The sequence below is a fragment of the Fluviirhizobium alvei genome, from assembly GCF_030551875.1.
GTDB lineage: Bacteria > Pseudomonadota > Alphaproteobacteria > Rhizobiales > Rhizobiaceae > Rhizobium_E > Rhizobium_E alvei.
Window position 1 is genome coordinate 134,563 of the sequence record NZ_JAUOZU010000013.1, and the last position, 22,578, is coordinate 157,140.

A 22,578-nucleotide genomic window follows, 5' to 3' on the forward strand; every position below is an offset into this window, starting at 1 on the left:
TTCTCAAAAACCGGCCGCTTTCAGCGCAGCCTCGAATTTCAGGGCGTAGCCAGCAATCGCCGCCGCCTTGTCGGTTCCGTTGATGATGGGGCGTGACGCGCGATACTCCGCGAGATCGACAGCATCGCTCTCGTCCACGCCATCGAGATAGTCGTCGAGCGTTCGTCCGGTGAACCAGCCCTCGTCCATGCCCCTGATCAGGATCACGGCGGCATGTTCCGGCACCATGGCGAGCGAAGGATCGCCGACAAAATCAATGCCGGTCTTTTCCGCCGCCTTCTGGTAGTTCGCCTTGTGCGTCAGCTGCACATAGCCACGGCCAAGCCAGGACTTCCCGTCCGCATCCTTGCGCCAATAGGGCTTGCGCACCCAGGGCAGGCGCCCACGCGCGAAGGCAAGATCAAGGATGCGGATCGCCTCATCGTCCGATGATGCCAGGGTTTCCCGCACCGGGTGCATCGTATAGGCGGTTTCGTGGTAGGCGGTCGCCAGCATATAGGCGGCGTGGTCGAGGGAAAGCGGCGTGCCATCGTCGCGGTCGGCCTCGAGCGCATTCAGAAGCACCTCGAACCCTTCGACCTGGTATTGCGTCAGCTTGCCGGCGAAGAGTGATGAGCGAACGGCAGCATAGAACACGCCCCGGTCCATCTTGTGCGCCTCGGCAGGCGGAAACAGGTCCGCAAGCGTCAGCGCATCAGGCTGGCCCGTCACAGGCAAGCCGTGCGCCCGTTGGTATTGAGAAAGCACGGCAGCCGTTTCCGCTCCCATGAAGCCGTCAGCGCCGAATTTCGGCAATCGATATCCAATCGCCAGCAGCCTCTGCTGGACGCTCTTGATGTCCATGATGTTTCCTTTCGATGGTACGAAAAAACCCGCCAAAAGGCGGGTGATTTGGTCAATGCTGTCGGCTCGTTAACGCCCGGATGATCCAGGCCGCGCAGGAAGTTCAGTTCAGAACTTCATTTTCACCCGCAACCGGCGCTTCCCACCAGCCTGCCGGGTAAGGGTCTTCATCCAGCACCAGCACCGGTTCCCAGCCCAGGATCTGGCTCTTGAACAGAGTGAGCACCTTGCCGCGAAACGACATCATTGCGAACTTGTCGGAAGAAAGCGGGATCACCGTCTTGATGACAACAATGCGAGTGGTGCCAGACTGGTCGAAATACTCCATCGCATAAAGCTGTGTCTGCGCCGATAGCGATGAAAAATCATGCTGGCCGCTCGTGATCTTCGAACCTGCGGAAACCACTTTCTTCTCAATCGCAAAAGCAACCATCGTCAGCATCCTTCACATGTAAAGCACTGCAATTTCTGACAGTTCATGGTTAACCGTTGGTTAACGGTTGGAAGGTCTGTGACAAGAAATGGTAACATATTTCCGATGTGAGAGCCGGCATCTGGGCGGGCACATTCACCCGCCCGTGCGAGGTGCGCGGGACGAAGCATGATCGAATTAGGTAAATATCATTGGCTGAACATGAAATTTATAACGCGAGGTAATCAGGCTCCATCGTCCGGCGCAACTCTTCTGTCCTGGATTTCAACGTATTGATCTGTTCGATATTCGCTGCCCGCTTTTGTGACAATGCAGCCGTATAGTCATAGAGCTTTTGGTCAATCCAAGTCATGGTCTTGATCTTTTCGATCGTCGCCCCATCGACCTCTGTCGCAGAAACGCGCTCCACGGACCGGTTTGCATTGATAAGTTTGAAGTCCGGCACCTGCTTCCCGAAAAAATCGGCAAGCTGAAGGAGAAACTGCCAAGGCCGTTCGATCACACCAGCCACAACACAGGATTTCACATTGGCTTGGGCGATGCTCAGAAGTTCAACGGGATAGATTCCAGCAAGGCGCTCGCGCGTGGCGACATCGAGAGAAAAAGCAAGCTGCCACGTCTGCGCATTGTCGATGTTCATCCGAATATCTGGTCTATCACTTTCGATGAACTGCTCAAGCGTCATATCAGGTGGGATCGGATCACCAGGCGCCATGCGGCCACCCGGATTTTTCCAGTACGAATAGAGAGACAGGATGCGCTCGACAGGATCGCGTAGAACCGTCATGCAGTTGCCACCGGAGCCGCGGAAGAAGTTATAACCGAAATGGGAAATGTACAAATTCGGCTCATCTGCCGGCGGAACTTCGCGAAATAGCGGATACCCAAAAAGTTTCTCTCGCGGGTACCACTGGCTTTCGTCCACCAGTTCGAACAGCGTTTCAGTGATCGATGTTCCGCCGGCCTTGGGGACATGCACAAACACAAAGTTCTCGGTGATTCTCGCCATTTAAATGCTCCGCGATGAGATATTGCTCATTAGCAATAGCCCAGCGCTGGCGCAAGAAAGACTATGCGAGCTCGCCGATTGCTTCCCACTGAACGGTATCGCTCGTTGTCGAGATCGTTGAAGATCCGCTCGTCAAGGAAAGTTTGTTGATTGTGAAGCCGGTAGTGGTGGGAGATGACACCCTAGCTTGGAATATGCGAGAGTTATCGGCACCACGCTCCTGAAGCGTTATTTCTGGGGCGCTTTTGAAAGTCACTCCAAAGTTGATGACCGTACCACTAGGTGAATTATCGACTCCCTTAACTCTAGCAAGTTCCTTTCCATCTTTTGAAAGAATAGACCCCATTCCTCTGATCAGAGTAATGCGGTTTGGAGCTTCATTTGTTCCGGCGTTAATTTCGAAAAATGAAGTTTTTGATGTATCGATGCTTCCGATTAGGGTGGCAATCTCGCCGCCGATGATCAGGCTGCCTGCCTTCGCATTCGCCGTATCTTCGATATTACCGGCAGTGCGGCCAAGTGCCATGGTACACTCAAGGATAACGTACTTCCCGCCGTCGTTATAAATCTCACGCGTCGCTTCGGCGTTGTTTGGAAAGTGAACACCTTCCAGCAGCGAGGATCCAGCCTTGAGGACAAGTGCCGCGCGACCTTTGCAACTTTCGAACCATCCGCCGCGCATGGAAATCGCCCGTCCAAGACGATAAACACCTGAAAGATATCCGGCATTTGAATCAACAAGGATGCCACCGGTGTTCATGTCCCCAACGGTGCCGTTGTTTTCAATCTGGGTGCCTTCCAGAACAGTCTGAGTGCCGTTCAGAACCTTGATGCCCCAGCCACTGCAATCTTTATACGCGCCCCCGACAACCGTGTTCAGGTTTGGATCTGAGTATGTGCTATCTTCAAATACGTGCTTGATAAGCGTAAGGCCATTTACCGCATTTGCACCAATGCATCCGATGAGCGTGTTGGTCACGCAGTTGTTCAAAACAATGGCTGATGCACCATATCTGCAGCGGACGCCCTGCAGGATAGAATTCGTTAGACCCCAGAGATCCATGACGCGCTCACTGCCGCCATCAATACCTGACAGGGCAAAGTCGCGGAGCATTACAGAACCCTGAAACGTATTCGATCCACTGCTGCGCCCAATCTTGAAGAATGTCGCCCCGTCATTGACCCGCTTCTTTAGTAGCGATGCAACACCATCACCTTCGACAACGAGTTTTCCGGACCCGCCGGCCAGGTATCCATAGTCGAAGCTGTCGGTCGAAAACGTGCCGCGCGGGATGAGCAGAGCACCACCACCAAGCGCTCTGATTTTCGCGATTGCGGAGGCGATGAATGGGGTGGCGTCCTCCGCCTCATCACCGCTGGCACCCTCGTGAACAATATTGATCGTTCTGATCTTCAAGAGCGCCGGCGTACCAAGATCATCAATTCCCAAAGATCCTGCGCTGCCATTGGTCGAACTGGCCAGGTCCTCGAGCCGTAGGGCCGCACGTAAGGCCGTCGCCATCTGATCCTGCAAAGGCCCCGGCGCATCGAGCGAAAACTGTGGAATGTCGGATATATCAGTCATCACTACGCTCCAATACCACAACCTTGCCATCCAGAACCAGCGTGAAACCAGCAAGCGTCAGCCGCACCACCGGCACAGCGCTCACATCCTTCAGGCTAGCCGCAAGCGGCGCCCGGCCGCGCAGCGCAAAGCGCTCGCCCGTATTGCCGGTCCTCATGGCGTGATCACCTCCATTTTCTGAGCGATCGATCCTTCCGGCATGGCCCAGATCTTGTCGGACACCGAAAGATCGTTGAGGCTCTGCGGGCTCTTGGGCCGAATGGTCTTGTAGTCCTGCGTTGTGGGTTCGGGCGCATCCCCCTGCCCGATCACCCATTTCCCCACCGCCGTTTCCGAGCGCCATTCGAAGGCGATCGAAGAGACATTTTCGGCAAGCAGGGTCCACACACCAGGCTCACAGGTAATGCATGTCACGTTAGCGGCCATGGTCCACCTCAGAATGCAGTTGCGAATACCACGAAACTCGCAGTTCCGTGGTTCAAGGTCGTGTCTTCGTAGTAGTATTCGAGCGCCGAAATATTGTAGCGCGACACCCCGTTTGCGGGGATGCGCGCGCCCACGGCCCGTGCCGTTCCGGCGCTTTCCGCTGTCACGCTGCCATCGGGCCCGGCATTGTTCGAGCGCCATTCCTGCATGGTGCAGGAGCTGATGCCCGGCGTTCTCCCCCAGTTGAGTGCCATTCCGCTGCCGGAGAGCGTGGTCCAGTCAAGCGCCGACATCAGCACGTCACGGCGGTTCACCTGCTTGATCAGCCGCGCCTTGTTGGAAAGATTGGTGATGGTCGCCACATTGGCGCCATTGGTCACCACTCGCGCCACCAGAATATCATCGAAAGCGGAATCGAATGCCGCATCGGTTTCGAGAGCACTGGATGGATTATAGGCGAGGTCGGTCATGCTCTTGAGAACGAAGCCATCGGCCTCGGTGTAACGCAGGTGATAGGTGGTGTTGGCCACGGTGGCGAGGTCGGTCGCCTCTGTGATGTGATAGCCGAACCGGCTAAGATCCGGCTGATAGCTCATCGTCAGTTCGGTGCCGCAGCTGTCGACGATGATCTGGTCGACCACGCCGCGCAACCGGCCGGAATTCTGGATCATGTCCATCGCCAGCGCGCCGGCCCTGCGCCAGACGGCACGCACCTGGTCCCGGTGTTCGGATAGCGAGGCCGGGCGAGATGCGATCACGCCGGAACGCGTATCCCTCAGGTAGGAGGCCTGAGGCCGTGACACGGGTAAGCCGACAGACCGGCTGCCAGCCTGTACCCGCACCCGTGGCTTCGTCATTTTCGTTTCTTCCACCTGTTTTCGGTCGAACCGGTCTGTTTCTTCACGGCCGGCTTGCTGCCGGATCCGTCCATCTGGCCGAGCCCGAACAGACCATCCTCGAAATCGAGCTGCGCTTCCTGCGGTGGACAATCCCGTTCCGCTTCGAGCTGGTCCCAGATCTTGTCGGGCAGCCCGCGAACACCGAACAGGATCGCCGCCGTCTCAGCCTGGTTCATCGTATCAAGCATTTCGTTGGCCTGGTTCGGGTCCTTTTCCCAACGATAGTCGGTAAACCCGTCCTTGCGTCGCTTCGGAACCCGTCGTTCCGCCGTCAACTGCCGGAAATACTCATCATCAAGACCGCGCGGGAAAAACACATAGCCCCGCTCCAACGGGTCCTGTTTGGCGCAATTCCGATAGAGCGCCATCTTCAGGACCGAGCCGTTGAAGTTGTAAAACCGCTTGGCATATTTCAGGAGCTTGCCGGTCTTGTGGTTACGCTCCTTCTTGACCCTGGCGGTCAAGGGCGCCGTCTCTTCCTTCGCACCGCGCACCATCACCAGTTTTGACGCTGGGTGCCGGCGCGCCCATTCCCAGACTTCCTCGGTATAGGCGTTGCCGTCGATTGCTGCCTTGTCGATGCCGATCCGCCGCCCGTGCGCGTTCGGCCAGGTCTGCTCGAGGAGCCCGTCAAGCCGCCGCCGCGTTTCATCCTCTGAAATATGGCCGGGAATGATGCCGCAATCGATCACGAAGCGGCGGAAATCGCGCCCGAAGGCCACAGCCTGCCATTCGACCCGGTTGTCCTGGCAGTCGATCCCGAGCGTGACGATCAGTCCGCCGATGGCGATCGTGCCGCGCGGCACTTCCGAATTGGCTGCCCGATCCCGGAGCGTTTCCCAGGGCGGCGCTTCTCCTGCCGTGACATAGGCGCGGCCGACAGTATCGTTCAGGAACACCTGTTCCGAAGCCGGATCACCCTTGGCCGAGAGCCATTCGCGGGCGATGCGTTCCCAGCTCTGCAGCGGCGAATAGGCACTCCAGATATAGAAGGATCGGTGAAACCGCTTCTGCGAAGGGTTGTGTGCCCGCCATTCGAGCCCATCCAGCATCTGCTGCCGGTGATATTCCTGTATCTCGGTCCCGCAATCGATGCAGGTAAAATGCGCCTTCTCCGGATGGTTTTCATCCAGGTTGGCAAGCATGTTCTCCCACTCGAGCACCTGCATAAAGCCGCAATGCGGGCAAGGGACGTAGGGATATTCCTGGCTGCCATCCTCGAAATTCTTCGTGATACGGCAGCCTGGCATGACAAGCGGCGTGGAGATCTTGAAGATCTTCGCTTCCTCGATCCCGCGCGACCGGCTGTCGGCCTGTGTTTCCGGATCACCGGCGGAGTTGATCTCCCATTTCGCCAGGTCATCATGCACCTGGCGCTTCATCGTCACCTGGTCGATCGGCGCATTGGCGCCCATGATCTGGATGGCGCCGCGCCCGTCGACGCGCTCCTTGTAGAGCAGGCTGTCGAGTCCATCGCGGCTCTTCATCGGAAAGAGCTTTGAAAGCGCTGTCGTTCCCCGAAGCATCGGAGCAAGCTTCATCTTGCTCCAGCTCTCGGCCTTGGTAACCGTCGGCTGTACATAGAGAAAAAACGACGGATCCATGTCCATGGAGCCGCAAGTAAAAATCGTGGCGATCACGGTCGCGCCGATCTGCGCCGATTTCGACATCGTCACGATGCGGCAAAGATCGTCCGGCGACAGCGCCATCAGGATTTCGTCGAAGTACCGGAACAGACGCCGGCTGTAGGGGCCCGGATAATCCGGGCTTTCCAGCTCCGAAAATACGATGTTGTTTTCAGCCCAGGCGAGATAGTCCACACGGGCCGGAGGATTCAGCACCTCGAACAGCGCCTGGCAGGCAACCTTTTCGGCATTGGCCACGTCGATGACGATCTGGTTCATGTCACCGCCGTTTGATCGGTCTCCTCGGTCTCAATCGTCGTTGATGCCAGATCCGGCATCTCCGCACCGCGTTCGCGCGCCACCTTCGCGGCCCGCTCGCGCACGTCGCGAAATACGGTGCGCATCAGGTGTTTCACATCGCGCTGCGGCAGTTCGAACTTGGCCGCGACAGCCATGGCCATATCGTTGATGCCGCCATCGAACACGTCCAGCATGCTCGCCGCGATCTTGATCATCTCAGCCTTGGCCGCCTGAGCATCTGTCAGCTGGCCGGCATCTCTGGCTTCCGCCACCGCCGCATTGCGGTTGGCGCGCTGGAGCTGCTCGAACTTCTGCTGCTTGATCTTGTGATCGATGCCGAGGATCGGTTCCGGGTCATAGACATTCGGAGCCGAGATCGGCGCCGCACCAGAGAGACCCGGATCGATATTGGTCGAGGCACCATTTCCGAGACGCTGGCTCACATCCAGTGTCAGTCGAAGGTCCGCCTTGGCGCGCTCGACATCGATCTTCGCCCGCTGGCCGCTGCCCACCATCGCCGCAGCGCTGATCTGCCCCGCCGCGATGAACTGCGAAACTCGTCCGGGCGAGACATTGATCATGGCCGCAAATTCGCCTTTGGAAACGAGTTGCGGGCCCATGCTAAATCTCGACCTTTAATCCTTTAACGACCTTTAGAACCTTTAGGCTTCAGTTTTACCCTCAGACTGCCGGGAATTCGGGGTCCGCCGGGCCCGTTGGCTGGCTTTGCGGCATACGGTCCCTAACCCCGGGGGTGGGTCGCGCCCGCCCGGAGGGTCAGCGCGGCAGCAGCCGGTCGATCTCGTGGATGACACGCGGCAGAATGTTCTGCTCGATGATCTCTTCCATCACGTCGAGATAGTCATCCGGGTTGTTGGTGATGTCATGCGCAGGGTTCGGGCCGAACAGTTCGCGGATAGGTAACTGCTCCGAGCCGACCCGCCGCATCACGCCTTTATGACCCGACCCCATGGCCGCGATGAACGCATGCCGATACGATCCGCGCAACTTGACGGACACGCCTCGCCTCGTCTGGCTCGCACCGAGTTCGTATAGCGCAATCCAACCGGATCTTTCGACGACTTCGATCGTGCTACTTCCGGAATTGAAGTAAGCCGTTGCGCGTTCGCGAATATGTTTTTGCGGGATATCGATACGGTCCGAGCCGAGCCGGATGATCCGTGTCCTCGCCATATCGCGCATGCGGCTCATCGCCCGCGCCATGGCTTTGGCTTTGATCTCGCCAGGAAGATTGCGGAACGCCCGCCCGAGCTGTTCGAATTCGGAAGCGTCGAACCGGATCTCTGCCACGTCGCACCCACCTGAAATGCAAAACCCGCTGAAGCGTCTCCGCCAGCGGGTTCTGGATAAATTTCCACGCTTCAAGGCTATGTCAAGTTTCTGCCGCAGTGAAGCCCTGCAATGCGAATTTTTCTTCAAGCATTTTCAACAGCTTCACTCGCGGGAACAACAGTCCAGATTTCGGGATGCGGTTCAAAGCGCTCGACGCGATGGGCCACAAGACCGGTCTGAAGGCGATTCGAGACCACTGCAACAGCCTTTGCCCAAAGATACCAGTCGATCCGCGACCGAACCGCCCCTTCATACGGTTCCGACAGTTCGAACTTGCGATAGGCACCCGGCTTTGGTCGATGGGTGCGCGCATCATAACCATCCACCTCGAGTGAGTTGCTGCGACCAAGACTATCCTTGAATGTCTCCTGCCGGAACCAGGCCGGCTTACCTCCACGCGTCACCATCCGGTATTTTGGCCACGCCACCCGCCATTCCGGCTCTCGCTGCATCACAGCATACCCAATGACGGTCGCGATCAGATTGTTGGTGCTGGTCTCACGATCGCGGTTCGCCCGCTGTTTCAGCACCGTCGCGACCGTTTCGGCAATCAGCCCATGCGGATCGTCAAATTCCGGCATCGGGTTCCAGCCTTCCGGCAGGTCGAACGTCTCAGCGGAAAGCAGCATCACCGCTTCGCTCGCCGCCACCGCGTCCGGATGCACATCGTCGATATCCGGCAATCCGCCGACGCCATATCCGGACCGGTCAATCACCGTCCCGAGCGCCGCATAGGAAGCCATCCGAGACCAGGCCGCACTCTCGTTGTTGGAGGCGAGATGCACCAGCTCCTCTGCAAAAGCCCATTTCATGAATTCCATAAAGCCAATGCGAAGCATCAGAACCTCCTGTCGGTGTCAAAAACAGTCATTTGGGACGCTAGGGACGATGAGAAAGAGAGTTTGGGACGCAAAATGGGACGGAAAATCCTGAATAAGCGAACAAAAACAAAGGTTGGGACGCTAGGGACGCAAAATCCCGCCTTTCGCACCACGCGCAACCTCTCGCCATTTTCGTTCACACTCATTGTGCATTCCCGTTTGCGCGTGCGCGCATCATGGAAGGTCGGAAACTTCCGTCCCTAGCGCCCCTAGCGTCCAAAGCCATTGTTTTCATTTCCATTTCCCCCAACCCTTCGTTTGATTTCCGTCCCAACCGTTTCGCATTACCGTCCCTTGCGTCCCAATCCGAACCACCCCGGACCCTTTGAGATGGCGCAGGAGGGCCGCAACAGCCCTTTGCTGCCCGCGCGTCCCGGCCAAGGGTCCGGGATCAGCGCATGTCATCCGGCCACGGCTCATCGCTGGGCGGCGGAAAGCGCTCGTCGCGCCCGCGCCCGCCAGCCTGCGGTTCGAAGTCCGGCAGAATGCGGATGCCGCAATAAACGGTGGTGCCGCTCTTGCCTTTCCAGAACTGGTGCAGGGCCTTGTCTGGTCCCAGCCAGTGCTTTCGGGTCTGGTCCGGCAATCGCTTGGTGAAGGTCGCCTGCTTGAATTCCGGCAAGCCCTCGCGCCTGGCATAGGCGCAGAAGGCCTCGAACAGCGAAAGCGGGCTCTGCCGGTCCTCCTCGCGCCCGGTGATCTCGCAGGCATTGCGCAGAAAAGCGCCGATCGGGTCGCTCTCCTCGCGATATTCGGCGGTTGCTGCCCGCACCTTGTCCGGCACCCGCAAGCCGCCATTGAGATAATCGAGCGCGCCGGCCACCATCCAGGCAAACACGCCTTCGGCCTCGGCTCGCAGCTTTTTGGGAAGGTCCTGATCGACCTCCTCTTCGGGAATCTGGATCTCGAACGGCACCAGATGCACGCGCCGCCAGATGCCGTCGGAATCATCGCGGATCTGCGGCTTGTGGTTGCCCGAAAGCACGATCTTGAAATGCGGCCTGAGCTCGAAGAAATCCTGGTTGAGCCGCCGCACCGGCATCTTTTCGCCGCCGGTCAGGGTCTTGATCAGGGCATCCTTGAGGTTGGTGCCCATTTCCGGCTCGCTTGCGGCCACCAGGCGCGCGCCCGGCAAGCGGGCAAGGTCTGGCGTTGCCTCGGCACCGGATCTGCGACTGTCGCCGGCAAAACTGTCGATCGACATCGACACCGCATAATCGCCGAGGATCTCGACCAGCAGATCCATGAGCGTCGATTTGCCGTTTCGCCCGGCGCCATAAAAGAACACCATGCATTGCTCGAGCGTCACGCCCAGCAGGCAATAACCGAAATAGCGCTGCAGAAAGGCGCGAATATCGGGGTCTGGCTGGATCCGCATCAAAAAGCGCTTGAAGGCCGGTGCCGCCGCATCACGGCGAAAATCAACCTCCGCCAGCTTGGAAATGTAATCGCTGGCCTCATGGCCAGTTTCCATCACATTCCAGCGCCCGTCACGCCGCACGAAGCGCAGCGTGCCGCTCCGGCAATTGAGCGAATGGAGATCGCGGTTGAGATCTTCGACCGAGATCGAGAGATAAGGTGCGGCCTCGATGAGCATATTGTTGATGCGGCTGGTGCTCTGCGCCGCGCGGGCAAAATTATGCCGCGACGAAATCCGCCCTGCACGATCCTCTTCCACCTCTTCCATCCGATCGATATCGCGTTGCAGCCGTTCGTAATCCTTCAGCCGCTCCGGCGTCCAGCCCTGCCCTTCCTGGGCCCGCAAGCGCTTCTTGCGCGCGGCGGCACCAGCGGCGATCGCCTCACCGGCTGCGCGATAGGCCGCGTGTTTTTCCGCGTCCCAGTCCGCCTTCGGCCTGCCCATTTTCGTCTTGATCAGTTCGGCCTCGTCGCCCTCGGCAATCAGCCGGTCGAGCTCGTCGAGCGAGACCGATTCACCTGCTTTCGGCGGCTGCCCCATCTCCTGCAGGGCCGCTTTCGCCAGGCGCCCGGCCTCGATCTTCGCCCGCTCATCGTCGGAACATTCGAGCAGAATGGCCTCGTCATCGATCCATTGCGCAGTCTTGTGCGCCAGCCGGCGTGTAAAGGCGCCGGAATCATCTTCCTTCCAGCGCTTGCCATCAAACCCGTGCCAGCCAACATGCGTTACATGCCGGGCAATGGTGCCATAGCGAATGCGAAACCGGTCGCCTAAGCCCATGTCGGTTTCCGGTGCGGCGGCGCATTCTTCCAGCTTTTCGTCGTCAGACGGCTCAAGGGCCGGCTCCGGCAGATCCGCCTCAAGAACCGGCAAAGGGTCCGGGTTGGCGCCATAGGCCGCGCGTTGTTCGGCGGCAATCTGCGCCATGCGCAGCACCGCTTCCGGCAAACCGTTCGATGTCATTTCGCACCCCTGCTTAAATCCGCCCAATCCATCCCTTCGGGCGGCCACCATATGCTGACCGTGAGCCCGGGCCGGGCAAGGCGGGCCTCAGCCCGCGCCATATCCGAAAGGGTCCGCACCTTCTCGCAGTCGCCATCCGCACCGATGACGAGATCCGTCACATGCGCCGGTACCTGAAAACAGTCGCCTTCACTGCCCGGCTTCGGCACCGGTCCGCCCACCTTCACCCGCCGCGCGCGGCCGGCACTGTCCGGCTTGGTGAGGTTGGGATGGTAAAAGCTGCTGTCCGGGTCAGCCGGGCCGGATATGTTGCCCAGGCTGCCGGCGGCGAAATAGAATGTGTCATCGCGCCAGCCTTCCTGTGCGGCCAGCCAGCCGGTGGTCTCTATGCCTTCGCCGCACAGCCAACGCCGCGCGGAAAGATCGCCCAGAAGCGGAATGATCGATCCCTTGAAATGCCCGCGCATCTTTTTCGTCTGCAGGATCTCATAGTATCCGGAGGCGATAACCACGGCGCTGATGGAACACCAGGATGGATGAAAGCGCGTTGGCCTTGGGACATCAAATGGTGGAAGCCAACAGGCCGACGCCGCGACCTTGTTAAGGCCGGCGCACTGATCATCGCTGAAATTGAACGGCTGGACCGCGCCACCCTCAAGGGAGGCGACCATGAGTGACATCGTGGAACGGATATCTGAACTGCTACTGGCAAAAGCGAAGAGGAAGCGTGAAGCAATTGAAAGGGCAACTATGAAGCCATTGCAATGTGCTGATATAAATTCAGCGCTTGAATATGGCCGAATACAGGGCATTGAGATGGCGGCAGAGGCGATGAAAGAGTCGCCATTTGTGATGATCAACAATGAATTTGGTGCGCTTCGCTCTCGCCTTGAGCAGGCGGAGAAAGAGCGGGACGAGCTTAGGGATCGCGTGAATTTTACGCTTACCGATCACCAAAGATTATTGCAAAGATCAGATATCGAATCCACATGCGACACGCCTGATCTTTGTTTTGCTGAAGGTGGACCAGTCCGCTGCGGTCCGTGTGCCATCATACAATCTCGCAATGAAGGGGTTGCTTGCTTTGATTGGCTTCCATTCTCCCCGGAGCAGTATCGATTAAAAAGACGCGCCGAAGCCGCAGAAAGAGCCCTTGCCGATGCCCGCAACGCTGCATTCGAGGAAGCGGCGCGTATCGTGCAAAACTCACCATTGTCTCATCACACGGACAGGATAGCTGCCGCTATCCGAGAAAGGGTCGCCCCATGACCCTCCCCCGTCTCGCCCTATCCGTTCGCCAGCCATGGGCATGGGCCATCATTCATGCCGGCAAGAACATCGAAAACCGCTCATGGAACCGCCGCTATAAATCGGCCCATGGTGCGGCACTCGATTTTCGTGGCCGCGTTTGCATCCATGCCTCGAAGGGCATGACACGGCACGAATATGCGATGGCGATCGATGTTTTCCGCAGCGCCGGCGTTGTGCATCTGGCGCCATCACCAGATAGGCTTTTGCGTGGCGGCATCATCGGCACCGTTGAGATCATCGATGTCGTGTCGCAATCCCATAGCCCGTGGTTCTTTGGCCCCAAGGGGCTGCTGTTGCGTGATCCGCAACCGGTTGAATTCATCCCCTGCCGTGGCGAGCTCGGCTATTTCGAATGGCACCGCGACGACGATGGCGTCGCCGATCCCCCCGCCAAATGGATGCTGCCGCCCGGCGCCAGGCCAGAGACAGCATCGGAAGCCGCCGACCGCCAATGGGCGCTGTTGTAGAGGAAACCGGAATGGGCAGAAAAGCTGTTGCTGTCTCGCAGGATGCCATTGTCCGTGCGATATCCGCCGTTCAAAAGGCCGGCGTCGAGGTGAAATCCATCCGGGTTGAACCGAGCGGCGCGGTCATCATCAACGGGGATAACCCGCCAAAATCTGAAAAATCACTTGAAAAACCGATTCTGGATTACCTCTGATGGAAGGCATGCCGAAACCGCGCCCGCTCTATGTGCAAAAGCATGTCACCAGACACGGAAAAATCGTCTGGTATTTTCGCATTGGCACCGGCCCGCGAACCAGAATGCCGGGTCAATATGGCGACAAGGAATTCATGGAAGCGCACCGCAGGCTTCTGGCCGGCGAGACGATAGCGCCCAAAAGGCCGGCCGGGAAAATGACGCTTCAATGGCTGGTCGATCAGTACCAGGAATCAGCGGCGTTCAAGCAACTGTCTCCGGCCACCCAGTCTGTCAGGCGCAACATGTACAAGAACGTCTGCAAGGGTGATGCTGGATCCGCACTCCTGTCGCAAATCGGGCGCGCCACGATCGCCGGCGGCCGCGACAAGCGCGCCGATACACCTTTCGCTGCAATCAGCTTCATGAAGATGATGAGCTATCTGTTCGAATGGGGTGTCGATGCCGGTTACATGGACGAAAACCCCTGCAAGGGGGTAAAGCGCCCGAAGGTCAAGACCGACGGCCATAAACCATGGTCCGAAGAGGACATCATTGCCTTCTACCGAAAGCATCCCGCCGGAAGCCAGGCCAGGCTTGCAATGGAGCTGCTCATGTTCACCGGGCTTCGCCGATCGGACGTCTACAGAATCGGGCCGCAACATATCCGTGGCGATGTCATCGAATACCGGGCAACCAAGAACGGCGAAGATCTCTATATCGCGCTACATCCAATCCTCAAGGCATCCCTTGCCGCTGTAAAGACCGGGCATATGGCCTATCTGGTGACGCCCATCCACGGGCGCCCGTTCAAGTCCGCAGCATCATTCGGCAACTGGTTCGGTGAAATGTGCCGCGAAGCCGGGGTTTCGGTTCGGGCTCATGGCATCCGCAAATCTGTCGCGCAAAAGCTGGCAGAACTGGGTGGCAGCAACAGCGAACTGAAGGCGCTCTTCGGCTGGAATTCGGACGCCATGGCGTCTCTCTACACCCGAAAAGCAGACCGCCGCCGGATGGCCTTGTCAGCCGCCGAGAAACTAAATGAGAACATCCTATCCCCACACCTCGAAACAGGTGTGGGCGAAAATCAAAAAAACGATTGATTTTCAATTACTTAAAAAGTGGGTGGCGACCCCTGCAGGACTCGAACCTGCGACAACCTGCTTAGAAGGCAGGTGCTCTATCCAGCTGAGCTAAGGGGCCATCAGCCGCCGTTGACCGGCGGCAGGGACTTTAATGAGTCCAGGGCTGCATGCGGTTGAAACGGAAGTTATCCGTGTAAGAAACGTTCTTGCGCGTCGCTTCCTTGGGCTCGATCACCCGATAGGCAATACCGTGACGTTCGGCATAGGCCTTGGCGAGCTCGCAGCTTTCGAAATTCAGGCGAACCTGCTGCTTCATCTCGCTGCTGCCGGTATATCCGGTAAGCGAATCGATCGTCTTCGGCTTTTCCTGATCGAATTCCAGCACCCAGAGATGGGTCTTGGCTTTTCCTGACTGCATCGCCGTCTTGGCGGGGCGGTAGATCTTCGCCGACATGCTCTTTTCCTCATCGACTGCGCGGACTTGCTTGCCCCTTCTGCCACAGATTCACCCGTTTGTGAACGACATCGAAGGCAAATTCCAACAGACCTCGCAAGCCGGAATTGGCGATATCCGCCGCGCTGGCCCACCGATCTGACGATCAGGCAATGACAAGTCGCCGGCCGCAAGTCAAGCCACTTGTCCGGCCGCAATCCCGAGCGATTTTCAGGCTGTTGAAATGGTCGGAGTGGAGAGATTCGAACTCCCGACCCTCTGGTCCCAAACCAGATGCGCTACCAGGCTGCGCTACACTCCGACTGTCGAAACGCTGGCTGGATTACACGGTTCATACCGGCACCGCAACCCCCATTTCCACTTTCACACCCTTCCGTTCAAGGGTTGGACGTGGTGGCCGCAATTGCGGGGGCAATGACCCTGTCGCCCTCTTTCAAATGGCGCCGATCCGCCTCGCCCGCATTCACCTCCAGCACGTAGAGCGTCATGATGTGCGAATCGATGATCGTCTCCGACAGCGGCTCAGCGTTGCGATGGATATGGCCGATGCGGCCATCGGTGCCGATAAAGATCATGTCGAGCGGGATATAGGTGTTGCGCATCCACATATAGACACGCCGTGGCGTGCCGAAATCGAACAGCATGCCGGCGCCGGCATCGAGCGCCTGCCGGTCCATCAGCCCCTTCATCCGCTCGTCGGATGTGCTTGCCAGTTCGACCTGGTAGCGCGCCTTGACGCCACCCTCGCCTTCGATGCGAAGCGCCTGCCGCTCGAGCGCCCAGACGCTCTGAACGAGACCTAAAAACACAAAAAGCGCCGAAACGGCGCTTGTGATGGTTTTGCCGCCCACTCGCATCAATGGGCCCGGTTGGTCGGCACAGCCATATCGGGATGGATTTCGGCCGCCATGAGCCCCTTGTCGCCATCGCCGAACCGCACCAGAACGCTCTGGCCCGGCCTGAGTTCGGTAATACCGTAGCGCCGCAGCGTTTCCATATGCACGAAGATGTCCTCGGTGCCCTCGCCGCGTGTCAGGAAGCCAAACCCCTTGGTGCGGTTGAACCATTTGACGATCACCCGCTCAAGCCCGCTCGACGGGGTCACCTGAACATGGGTCCGGACCGGCGGCATCTGCGACGGATGCACGGCCGTCGATGTATCCATCGAGAGAATGCGGAAGGCCTGGAAGCCGCGATCACGCCGCTGGATCAGAGCCACAACGCGCGTACCCTCCAGAATGGTCTGGTATCCATCGCGTCTCAGGCAGGTGACGTGAAGAAGAACATCTGCCATGCCATTATCAGGAATGATGAAGCCAAACCCCTTGGCAACATCGAACCACTTGATGACGCCGGTGATTTCGACGAGATCGACCGGATCCTGGACGATATCCCCGAAGAGCGAGGAATCTTTGGAAGAAATCCTATCCGCCATATTGTCTTGCCCCTCGTTACGCACGCTACCGGTTAATTGATTCTTCACCACCGTGATTAACATCCCGAAATGATACAGATGCAAGTCCCGGCTGTTGAAAACCCACGTCGATAGCTCGCACAAAAGGCTTGCCTCAAACTGGCTTTCTGGAGAAGCTTGCCGGACTTTGTGACTGGAGCGAGAAAATACAATGCGTTATCTGCACACCATGGTGCGCGTCACCAATATCGAGGAATCGCTGGACTTCTATTGCAACAAGTTCGGAATGACCGAGATTCGCCGGATGGAGAACGAGGCCGGCCGTTTCACGCTCGTCTTCCTGGCGGCGTCGGAGGATATCGATTCCGGCCGTGCCGAATCGGCACCGCTTCTCGAACTCACCTATAACTGGGACCCGGAAGCCTATACTGGCGGCCGCAACTTCGGCCATCTCGCCTACGAAGTCGACGATATCTATGCAACCTGCCAGCGACTGATGGATATGGGCGTTACTATCAACCGGCCGCCGCGCGATGGCCGCATGGCCTTCGTCCGTTCGCCGGATGGAATCTCGATCGAAATCCTCCAGAAGGGAGCCGCCCTTCCCTCTAGCGAACCCTGGGCTTCGATGCCGAATACAGGCGTCTGGTAATCCGTCTTCATAGGACGGAACTCCTGGCGCAAGGTTGACGCCATAGATCCGGCCATTCAAGCGTGGGTCATCCTGCCCGCGCCCCGTCTCGCGATCACGGAATGTTTACTTCAGTTTACATTCCGCGATTTCTTGGTTACATGTTGACGCGCGACGGCGAAGTGTAGAGTTGGAGCCTATTATTGCAGAACCAGCGAACAACAACGTTCGGAGCCGGCAAATCACTGAAGTTTGCCCTTTTCGCTGCGACGATGCTCGGGCTTGGTGGATGCATGTCGTCAACCACCGATCAGCTGGAATCCATCAGCACCACCAAACCGCAGACGCTCGCAGCCGCCAACGCACCGGTTGTTGCCGATACGTCGGCTGAAAATCCGCCTTCTGACATCGCCTCGCAGGCAGCGCAGGATGCGGAAATGCTCAATGAGAATCCGAACGCGACCGAAAACGCCATCGTTCCCGGTCGCAAGAATGTCGCGGCAACCAAGACCAGCCTGTTTTCGACCCAGCCTGTCCCTGTGGAAACAGCCGACCGTCCGCTGACCGAGACGATCGATCCGGTCACGGGCAAGCCTGTTAGCGCCGCCATGAATGCGACGCAGAACAGCATCTATGCCGGGGCGACGGCTCCGGTCGTCACCAGCGAAACGGTGCCGCTGCCGAATGCCGAAACGGTGGCACAGGCGCAGGACATGGCGCTTGCGGGTCTCGTGCCGCCGGATGAAGCGCCGCTTGCTGCCGAAATCAATCCGGATGCGGCGGTAAACCAGCCGGTCGAACAGGTGGCCATGGTCAATCCCGCGGTGCTAACCCCTGAAGTGGTGCAACAGACGGAGGAGCCGAAGGAGAAACCGGTTCGCAAAGCCCGCACGCTCGCAGATTTCTTCGGCAATGCCGATGACGAAGAGGATGAAGAGAATTTCGATTCGTCCCGTTTCGGCGATTCGTCGCGCAAGCGTCTGAGCACATCGTCGATTCCCAACATGCGCACAGCTGCACTGCCGAATGCCGCCCTGCCCGGCGTCACCACAAATGCCATGTTCCCGCAGGCCCAGCCGCTCGATCAGGGCGACGAGGATGATGGCGAGCCTGTGGGGCTCATGAAGCTCGCATCTCTGCCCAGCATGACGCGGATGGCTTCGAACGGCATCTGGACCCAGACGCCGGAAGTGGAAGTCTCCTGCCTTCGCCCCGAACTCGTCAACGTGATCAAATTTGTCGAGGATCATTACAAACGGCCGGTCGTGGTAACCTCAGGCTATCGGGATCCGCGGCATAACCGTCGCGCCGGCGGGGTGCGTCATTCGCTCCACACGCTTTGCGCAGCGGCCGATATCCAGGTTCAGGGCGTTTCCAAATGGGCGCTGGCCGATTACCTGCGCTCCATCCCCGGACGCGGCGGCGTCGGCACCTACTGCCACACCAACTCGGTCCATATCGATGTCGGCGGCGAACGCGACTGGAATTGGCGATGCCGGCGCAGCAAACGGCGGGGTTGAGATCAACAGGCGCGTAAGCGCCTGTTTTGTTTTGTGAAACGCATTTTTTACGCTCGTGCTTTTTTCTACATTTTTTTGTCATTTTCCGCTTTTTTGCGCTTGCGGGAATCTCCATGCCTGACTATAAGGGCGCCACCACGAAGGAAGCGCCCTTCGTCTATCGGTTAGGACACCAGATTTTCATTCTGGGAAGAGGGGTTCGACTCCCCTAGGGCGTGCCATCATCTCCACAAGCATTGTCGAATTGAAACGCAAACAGAATGGCTTGCGCTATTTTCCTAATGTTTTGCCCGAATAAAATTCCCTCAAAGATTTTCTCGATTTTCTGCAAAAAAATGCAAACTGGCGCTTGCGGGAATCTCCGTGCCTGACTATAAGGGCGCCACCACGAAGGAAGCGCCCTTCGTCTATCGGTTAGGACACCAGATTTTCATTCTGGGAAGAGGGGTTCGACTCCCCTAGGGCGTGCCACTTCTTTGATTTCCCCGAAAATATGGACCAGCAAACGCTTCCCAGCGCTGTAGCCTGTCATTGTGTCTTCCGGACCATCCGAAGGACCAGGAGCTTGACATCAGTGGGCTTTGGCCGCGTCGAGAATGCGGAACTGGATCCGGCGGCTTCCCTGCCAGTGATCGGCACCGAGCGTCCCGGCGACATGGATCTGGTCTCCCCGCCCGGAAAGCAGCAGGCGTCCCAGATCGGTTTCCGCCGCCCGGAAGGCGATCGCATCGATCCGGCTACCATCCAATCCCTGCATCGTCACCTTGACATGGTTCGTGCCAATGTAGCGGCTATCGATCACACGATGCGCCGGCAGCACGAAAACCGGTTGCGGGTGGCCCGAACCATAGGGCCCAGCCTTCTCCAGCTGATCCACCAGATCAAAACTCGCACCGGCAGCCCCAAGCGCGCCATCGATTTTCAACACCTCGTTGGCGACAAGTTCGGATACGGTGCGCTGTGCCTGTTCATCGAAAAAGCCGCGCAGGCGGCCAAGCTGGGCGCGCTCCACCGTCAGGCCTGCTGCCATCGCGTGCCCTCCACCCTTGACGAGCAAACCGGATTCGACCGCCGCGCGCACCATGCGGCCCATGTCGAAGCCGTTGATCGAGCGACCGGAACCGGTTCCCTTTCCGGACGGGTCGAAGGCGATCGCAAAAGCCGGTCGGCGGAATTTTTCCTTCAGGCGCGCAGCAAGCAGCCCGACGATGCCGGGATGCCAGCGATCGCTGGCGGTGACGATCACCGATGCCTTTTCCCCAGTCCCATATTCGGCAAGCGCTTCGGCCTCCGCTTCCGCCAGCATCGCCGCCTCCATAGCCTGACGCTCCTTGTTGAGCTCGTCGAGCCGGCTGGCGATCTCGGCGGCGCGTCCGGCATCGTCTTCCATCAGAAGCCGCGCGCCCAGCGCCGCATCGCCGATGCGACCGCCGGCATTGATGCGCGGACCGATCAGGAAGCCAAGATGATAGGGCGTGACCGGTCCGCCGATGCCGGCCTTGACCAGGAGTGCCGTCAGCCCGGGATTCTGCATATGGCGGGCCGCCACCAGTCCCTTGACGACATAGGCGCGATTGAGCCCCTTCAGTGGCACCACATCGCAGACCGTCGCCAGAGCAACGAGATCGAGCATAGCCAGTAGGTCGATCGCCGCCGCCCTCTCATCGCCCTGCTGGCGTAGATGCCGCTGCACAGCCACCAGCACCAGGAAAACCACGCCGGCCGCACAAAGATGCCCCTGCCCGGACAGATCGTCTTCCCGGTTGGGATTGACGAGGGCATGGCAGGCCGGAAGATCATGGGTCACCTGATGATGATCGATGACAACGACATCGATCCCGCGCTCCTCAGCCACCTTGAGCGATTCATGGCTGGTGGAACCGCAATCGACCGTCACGATCAGTTGCGCACCGCCATCGATCAGCTGGTTGATCGCGGCGGGATTGGGTCCATAACCCTCGAAAATCCGGTCGGGAATATAGATTTCGCAGTCAATGCCGAAATGATGGAGAAACCGCCCTATCAGGGCTGAGGACGATGCGCCGTCGACATCGTAGTCGCCGAAGATCGCAATCCGCTGACGACGCCTTATGGCAAGCGCAATCCGCTCGGCCGCCTTCTGACAATCCGTCAGTGTATGGGGGTCCGGCATCAGCGACCGGATGGTCGGGTCGAGAAAGGCAAGCGCTTCGGCAACCCCGACGCCGCGCCCGGCCAATACCCGCGCCGTCAGCTCCGGCAGGCCATGCTGCTGGGCCATCGCCAGCGCCCGGTTCTGGCCGGCCTGATCGATACGCGAAACCCATCGCTGGCCGAGCACCGAGCGTTCGACATTGAGAAAGGCTCGTTCAACGGGATCGGCGCGTTCTTCCATTCACTGACCTTTATTGCCAGAGCCGAACCGCAGCAACCCCGCTGAGACAATCACCCCGCCACCATTCACCCCGCTTTAGGGCGCTCGATGCGGATGACCTGCGGTTCGCCCGACAGATAGCCTTCCGACTTGATCGCGGCAACCGCCTTGCGCACGGCATGTTCCGCCGTCGCATGCGTGACCAGGATCACGGTCTTGCGTGCCAGTTCGTCGGCGGTTTCGCTGGGCCGCTGCACGATGGATTCGAGCGAGATGCCGTTGTCCGCCATGTTCTTGGCAATGCTCGCGAAAACGCCGATCCGGTCCTCGACCGTCAGGCGAATAAAATAGCCGCCCTCATGCGCCTGGATTTCACCGCGCACGAATGGTTCGAGCTGCAGGGCCGGTCGTCCGAGGCTCGGCACGAGCTGGGCACCGGGGCGGCTCTTGGCGATATCCGCAATGTCACCGAGCACGGCCGAAGCCGTGGCATTGCCACCGGCACCGGGGCCAACCATCAGCAATTCGCCGAGAATATCGCTTTCGATCGCCACCGCATTGGTGACGCCATCCACCTGAGCGATGACTGAATCCACCGGGACCATGGTGGGATGCACGCGCTGTTCGATGCCGGTTGCGGTTTTCTGCGCCACGCCGAGCAGCTTGATCTTGTAGCCGAGTTCGCCGGCAGCCCGAATATCCTCAAGCGAGATATTGGTGATGCCTTCGAGATAGATGTCATCGGCGGCAATCCGGGTTCCGAAAGCAAGCGTGGTCAGGATCGACAGCTTGTGGGCCGTATCATTGCCCTCGATATCGAAGGCGGGATCAGCTTCGGCATAACCGAGACGCTGCGCTTCCTTGAGGCAGGCCTCGAACGACATTGCCTCTTTCTCCATCCGGGTCAGGATGTAGTTGCAGGTGCCGTTCATGATGCCATAGACGCGGCTGACCGTATTGCCGGTCAAAGATTCCCTGAGCGCCTTGATGACCGGAATACCACCGGCAACCGCAGCCTCGAAATTGAGAATGGCGCCTTTCTCTTCGGCAAGTGCGGCCAGATCGACGCCATGGGCGGCAAGAAGCGCCTTGTTGGCTGTCACCACATGGAGACCGCGCCCAAGCGCTGCCTTAACAGCCGCGTGCGCCGCACCCGAAGCACCGCCCATCAGTTCGATGAAGACATCGATCCCGGCTTCCGATGCCATGGCCACCGGATCATCGTACCAGGCAACCCCAGACATATCGATCCCGCGGTCACGGTTGCGGTCACGGGCCGAAACGGCGACGATCTCGATCTTGCGGCCGCATGTGATGGCCAGCATGTTCTGCCGCGTTTCAATGATCTTGAAAAGCGCAGAGCCAACGGTTCCCAACCCCGCAATACCGATCTTGAGGGCCTCAGCCATATCCAAATCCTGTCTTCAATTAAA

Annotated in this window: 24 protein-coding genes and 4 tRNA genes; 8 read left to right on the forward strand and 20 right to left on the reverse strand. The window is 58.8% G+C overall.

Going from position 1 to position 22,578, the window contains the following annotated elements:
• Nucleotides 1–3 precede the first annotated feature (3 nt).
• The 13 genes from Q4481_RS17710 to Q4481_RS17770 form a co-directional block, all read right to left on the reverse strand.
• Nucleotides 4–843, reverse strand: a complete 840-nt coding sequence (locus tag Q4481_RS17710; RefSeq protein ID WP_304377732.1) for a peptidoglycan-binding protein — start codon at nt 841–843, stop codon at nt 4–6.
• Between the two features lie 103 nt (nt 844–946).
• On the reverse strand, nt 947–1,276 hold the full coding sequence (locus Q4481_RS17715) for a hypothetical protein (RefSeq protein WP_304377733.1): 330 nt from the start codon (nt 1,274–1,276) through the stop codon (nt 947–949).
• 208 nt (nt 1,277–1,484) lie between these two features.
• Nucleotides 1,485–2,285 carry a sulfotransferase family 2 domain-containing protein gene (locus Q4481_RS17720; RefSeq protein ID WP_304377734.1) on the reverse strand — a complete coding sequence of 267 codons (801 nt, stop codon included), beginning with the start codon at nt 2,283–2,285 and terminating at the stop codon, nt 1,485–1,487.
• A gap of 61 nt (nt 2,286–2,346) precedes the next feature.
• Nucleotides 2,347–3,870 carry a hypothetical protein gene (locus Q4481_RS17725; protein ID WP_304377735.1) on the reverse strand — a complete coding sequence of 508 codons (1,524 nt, stop codon included), beginning with the start codon at nt 3,868–3,870 and terminating at the stop codon, nt 2,347–2,349.
• Nucleotides 3,863–4,027 carry a hypothetical protein gene (locus tag Q4481_RS17730; RefSeq protein WP_304377736.1) on the reverse strand — a complete coding sequence of 55 codons (165 nt, stop codon included), beginning with the start codon at nt 4,025–4,027 and terminating at the stop codon, nt 3,863–3,865. Before Q4481_RS17730 ends, Q4481_RS17725 begins: the two co-directional genes overlap by 8 nt.
• The gene (locus Q4481_RS17735; protein WP_304377737.1) at nt 4,024–4,296 is read right to left on the reverse strand and encodes a hypothetical protein; all 273 of its coding nucleotides are present in this window, start codon (nt 4,294–4,296) and stop codon (nt 4,024–4,026) included. The genes Q4481_RS17730 and Q4481_RS17735 overlap by 4 nt, the downstream gene beginning before the upstream one ends.
• A gap of 8 nt (nt 4,297–4,304) precedes the next feature.
• Nucleotides 4,305–5,153 carry a hypothetical protein gene (locus tag Q4481_RS17740; RefSeq protein ID WP_304377738.1) on the reverse strand — a complete coding sequence of 283 codons (849 nt, stop codon included), beginning with the start codon at nt 5,151–5,153 and terminating at the stop codon, nt 4,305–4,307.
• On the reverse strand, nt 5,150–7,099 hold the full coding sequence (locus tag Q4481_RS17745) for a phage terminase large subunit family protein (RefSeq protein ID WP_304377739.1): 1,950 nt from the start codon (nt 7,097–7,099) through the stop codon (nt 5,150–5,152). Before Q4481_RS17745 ends, Q4481_RS17740 begins: the two co-directional genes overlap by 4 nt.
• Nucleotides 7,096–7,740: a hypothetical protein gene (locus Q4481_RS17750; protein WP_304377740.1), complete on the reverse strand. Its 645-nt coding sequence runs from the start codon at nt 7,738–7,740 to the stop codon at nt 7,096–7,098. Before Q4481_RS17750 ends, Q4481_RS17745 begins: the two co-directional genes overlap by 4 nt.
• Before the next feature lie 157 nt (nt 7,741–7,897).
• Nucleotides 7,898–8,431: a hypothetical protein gene (locus tag Q4481_RS17755; protein ID WP_304377741.1), complete on the reverse strand. Its 534-nt coding sequence runs from the start codon at nt 8,429–8,431 to the stop codon at nt 7,898–7,900.
• A 125-nt stretch (nt 8,432–8,556) separates the two neighbouring features.
• Nucleotides 8,557–9,312, reverse strand: a complete 756-nt coding sequence (locus tag Q4481_RS17760) for a hypothetical protein (protein WP_304377742.1) — start codon at nt 9,310–9,312, stop codon at nt 8,557–8,559.
• A 433-nt stretch (nt 9,313–9,745) separates the two neighbouring features.
• On the reverse strand, nt 9,746–11,737 hold the full coding sequence (locus tag Q4481_RS17765; protein ID WP_304377743.1) for a phage/plasmid primase, P4 family: 1,992 nt from the start codon (nt 11,735–11,737) through the stop codon (nt 9,746–9,748).
• Nucleotides 11,734–12,204 (reverse strand): hypothetical protein, encoded by a 471-nt coding sequence (locus Q4481_RS17770; protein WP_304377744.1) that lies wholly within the window; start codon nt 12,202–12,204, stop codon nt 11,734–11,736. Before Q4481_RS17770 ends, Q4481_RS17765 begins: the two co-directional genes overlap by 4 nt.
• A gap of 202 nt (nt 12,205–12,406) precedes the next feature.
• Between Q4481_RS17770 and Q4481_RS17775 the strand changes: the two genes are divergently transcribed.
• The 4 genes from Q4481_RS17775 to Q4481_RS17790 are packed head-to-tail and all read left to right on the forward strand — an operon-like array spanning nt 12,407 to nt 14,791.
• A complete protein-coding gene (locus Q4481_RS17775) occupies nt 12,407–13,006 on the forward strand; it encodes a hypothetical protein (RefSeq protein WP_304377745.1) in 600 nt (199 codons plus the stop codon).
• The gene (locus tag Q4481_RS17780) at nt 13,003–13,515 is read left to right on the forward strand and encodes an ASCH domain-containing protein (protein ID WP_304377746.1); all 513 of its coding nucleotides are present in this window, start codon (nt 13,003–13,005) and stop codon (nt 13,513–13,515) included. The genes Q4481_RS17775 and Q4481_RS17780 overlap by 4 nt, the downstream gene beginning before the upstream one ends.
• An 11-nt stretch (nt 13,516–13,526) precedes the next feature.
• Entirely contained in the window at nt 13,527–13,709 is a 183-nt protein-coding gene (locus tag Q4481_RS17785; protein ID WP_304377747.1) for a hypothetical protein, read from the forward strand.
• An 8-nt stretch (nt 13,710–13,717) separates the two neighbouring features.
• A complete protein-coding gene (locus Q4481_RS17790; protein ID WP_304377748.1) occupies nt 13,718–14,791 on the forward strand; it encodes a tyrosine-type recombinase/integrase in 1,074 nt (357 codons plus the stop codon).
• Between the two features lie 23 nt (nt 14,792–14,814).
• Here the strand turns inward: Q4481_RS17790 and Q4481_RS17795 are convergent.
• The 5 genes from Q4481_RS17795 to Q4481_RS17815 form a co-directional block, all read right to left on the reverse strand.
• Nucleotides 14,815–14,891, reverse strand: a tRNA-Arg gene (locus Q4481_RS17795).
• 30 nt (nt 14,892–14,921) lie between these two features.
• Entirely contained in the window at nt 14,922–15,227 is a 306-nt protein-coding gene (locus Q4481_RS17800) for an ETC complex I subunit (RefSeq protein ID WP_304377749.1), read from the reverse strand.
• 224 nt (nt 15,228–15,451) lie between these two features.
• Nucleotides 15,452–15,528: transfer RNA gene (locus Q4481_RS17805), tRNA-Pro, on the reverse strand.
• A 76-nt stretch (nt 15,529–15,604) separates the two neighbouring features.
• A complete protein-coding gene (locus Q4481_RS17810) occupies nt 15,605–16,036 on the reverse strand; it encodes a DUF192 domain-containing protein (protein WP_304377750.1) in 432 nt (143 codons plus the stop codon).
• A gap of 47 nt (nt 16,037–16,083) precedes the next feature.
• Nucleotides 16,084–16,662, reverse strand: coding sequence for a cold-shock protein (locus Q4481_RS17815; RefSeq protein ID WP_304377751.1), 579 nt, complete (start codon nt 16,660–16,662; stop codon nt 16,084–16,086).
• Nucleotides 16,663–16,852: 190 nt separating this feature from the next.
• Here Q4481_RS17815 and Q4481_RS17820 point away from each other — a divergent pair, with 190 nt between their 5' ends.
• From Q4481_RS17820 to Q4481_RS17835, 4 genes are all read left to right on the forward strand, one after another.
• Nucleotides 16,853–17,293, forward strand: a complete 441-nt coding sequence (locus tag Q4481_RS17820) for a VOC family protein (protein WP_304377752.1) — start codon at nt 16,853–16,855, stop codon at nt 17,291–17,293.
• A 272-nt stretch (nt 17,294–17,565) separates the two neighbouring features.
• A complete protein-coding gene (locus Q4481_RS17825) occupies nt 17,566–18,792 on the forward strand; it encodes a D-Ala-D-Ala carboxypeptidase family metallohydrolase (RefSeq protein WP_304377753.1) in 1,227 nt (408 codons plus the stop codon).
• 146 nt (nt 18,793–18,938) lie between these two features.
• A tRNA-Glu gene (locus Q4481_RS17830) sits at nt 18,939–19,013 on the forward strand.
• Between the two features lie 175 nt (nt 19,014–19,188).
• Nucleotides 19,189–19,263, forward strand: a tRNA-Glu gene (locus Q4481_RS17835).
• A gap of 100 nt (nt 19,264–19,363) precedes the next feature.
• Here Q4481_RS17835 and recJ read toward each other — a convergent pair.
• Both recJ and Q4481_RS17845 read right to left on the reverse strand, forming a co-directional pair.
• Nucleotides 19,364–21,166 (reverse strand): single-stranded-DNA-specific exonuclease RecJ, encoded by a 1,803-nt coding sequence (recJ, locus tag Q4481_RS17840; protein ID WP_304377754.1) that lies wholly within the window; start codon nt 21,164–21,166, stop codon nt 19,364–19,366.
• A 65-nt stretch (nt 21,167–21,231) separates the two neighbouring features.
• Complete coding sequence (locus Q4481_RS17845) at nt 21,232–22,554, reverse strand: homoserine dehydrogenase (RefSeq protein ID WP_304377755.1); 1,323 nt, start codon at nt 22,552–22,554, stop codon at nt 21,232–21,234.
• Nucleotides 22,555–22,578 lie beyond the last annotated feature (24 nt).

Bases quoted from the DNA above. Each gene is read 5' to 3' on its own strand.
- Q4481_RS17710 (WP_304377732.1), bottom strand. From the start codon at position 843: ATGGACATCAAGAGCGTCCAGCAGAGGCTGCTGGCGATTGGATATCGA.
- Q4481_RS17715 (WP_304377733.1), bottom strand. From the start codon at position 1,276: ATGGTTGCTTTTGCGATTGAGAAGAAAGTGGTTTCCGCAGGTTCGAAG.
- Q4481_RS17720 (WP_304377734.1), bottom strand. From the start codon at position 2,285: ATGGCGAGAATCACCGAGAACTTTGTGTTTGTGCATGTCCCCAAGGCC.
- Q4481_RS17725 (WP_304377735.1), bottom strand. From the start codon at position 3,870: ATGACTGATATATCCGACATTCCACAGTTTTCGCTCGATGCGCCGGGG.
- Q4481_RS17730 (WP_304377736.1), bottom strand. From the start codon at position 4,027: ATGAGGACCGGCAATACGGGCGAGCGCTTTGCGCTGCGCGGCCGGGCG.
- Q4481_RS17735 (WP_304377737.1), bottom strand. From the start codon at position 4,296: ATGGCCGCTAACGTGACATGCATTACCTGTGAGCCTGGTGTGTGGACC.
- Q4481_RS17740 (WP_304377738.1), bottom strand. From the start codon at position 5,153: ATGACGAAGCCACGGGTGCGGGTACAGGCTGGCAGCCGGTCTGTCGGC.
- Q4481_RS17745 (WP_304377739.1), bottom strand. From the start codon at position 7,099: ATGAACCAGATCGTCATCGACGTGGCCAATGCCGAAAAGGTTGCCTGC.
- Q4481_RS17750 (WP_304377740.1), bottom strand. From the start codon at position 7,740: ATGGGCCCGCAACTCGTTTCCAAAGGCGAATTTGCGGCCATGATCAAT.
- Q4481_RS17760 (WP_304377742.1), bottom strand. From the start codon at position 9,312: ATGCTTCGCATTGGCTTTATGGAATTCATGAAATGGGCTTTTGCAGAG.
- Q4481_RS17765 (WP_304377743.1), bottom strand. From the start codon at position 11,737: ATGACATCGAACGGTTTGCCGGAAGCGGTGCTGCGCATGGCGCAGATT.
- Q4481_RS17770 (WP_304377744.1), bottom strand. From the start codon at position 12,204: ATGCGCGGGCATTTCAAGGGATCGATCATTCCGCTTCTGGGCGATCTT.
- Q4481_RS17775 (WP_304377745.1), top strand. From the start codon at position 12,407: ATGAGTGACATCGTGGAACGGATATCTGAACTGCTACTGGCAAAAGCG.
- Q4481_RS17780 (WP_304377746.1), top strand. From the start codon at position 13,003: ATGACCCTCCCCCGTCTCGCCCTATCCGTTCGCCAGCCATGGGCATGG.
- Q4481_RS17785 (WP_304377747.1), top strand. From the start codon at position 13,527: ATGGGCAGAAAAGCTGTTGCTGTCTCGCAGGATGCCATTGTCCGTGCG.
- Q4481_RS17790 (WP_304377748.1), top strand. From the start codon at position 13,718: ATGCCGAAACCGCGCCCGCTCTATGTGCAAAAGCATGTCACCAGACAC.
- Q4481_RS17800 (WP_304377749.1), bottom strand. From the start codon at position 15,227: ATGTCGGCGAAGATCTACCGCCCCGCCAAGACGGCGATGCAGTCAGGA.
- Q4481_RS17815 (WP_304377751.1), bottom strand. From the start codon at position 16,662: ATGGCGGATAGGATTTCTTCCAAAGATTCCTCGCTCTTCGGGGATATC.
- Q4481_RS17820 (WP_304377752.1), top strand. From the start codon at position 16,853: ATGCGTTATCTGCACACCATGGTGCGCGTCACCAATATCGAGGAATCG.
- Q4481_RS17825 (WP_304377753.1), top strand. From the start codon at position 17,566: ATGTCGTCAACCACCGATCAGCTGGAATCCATCAGCACCACCAAACCG.
- recJ (WP_304377754.1), bottom strand. From the start codon at position 21,166: ATGGAAGAACGCGCCGATCCCGTTGAACGAGCCTTTCTCAATGTCGAA.
- Q4481_RS17845 (WP_304377755.1), bottom strand. From the start codon at position 22,554: ATGGCTGAGGCCCTCAAGATCGGTATTGCGGGGTTGGGAACCGTTGGC.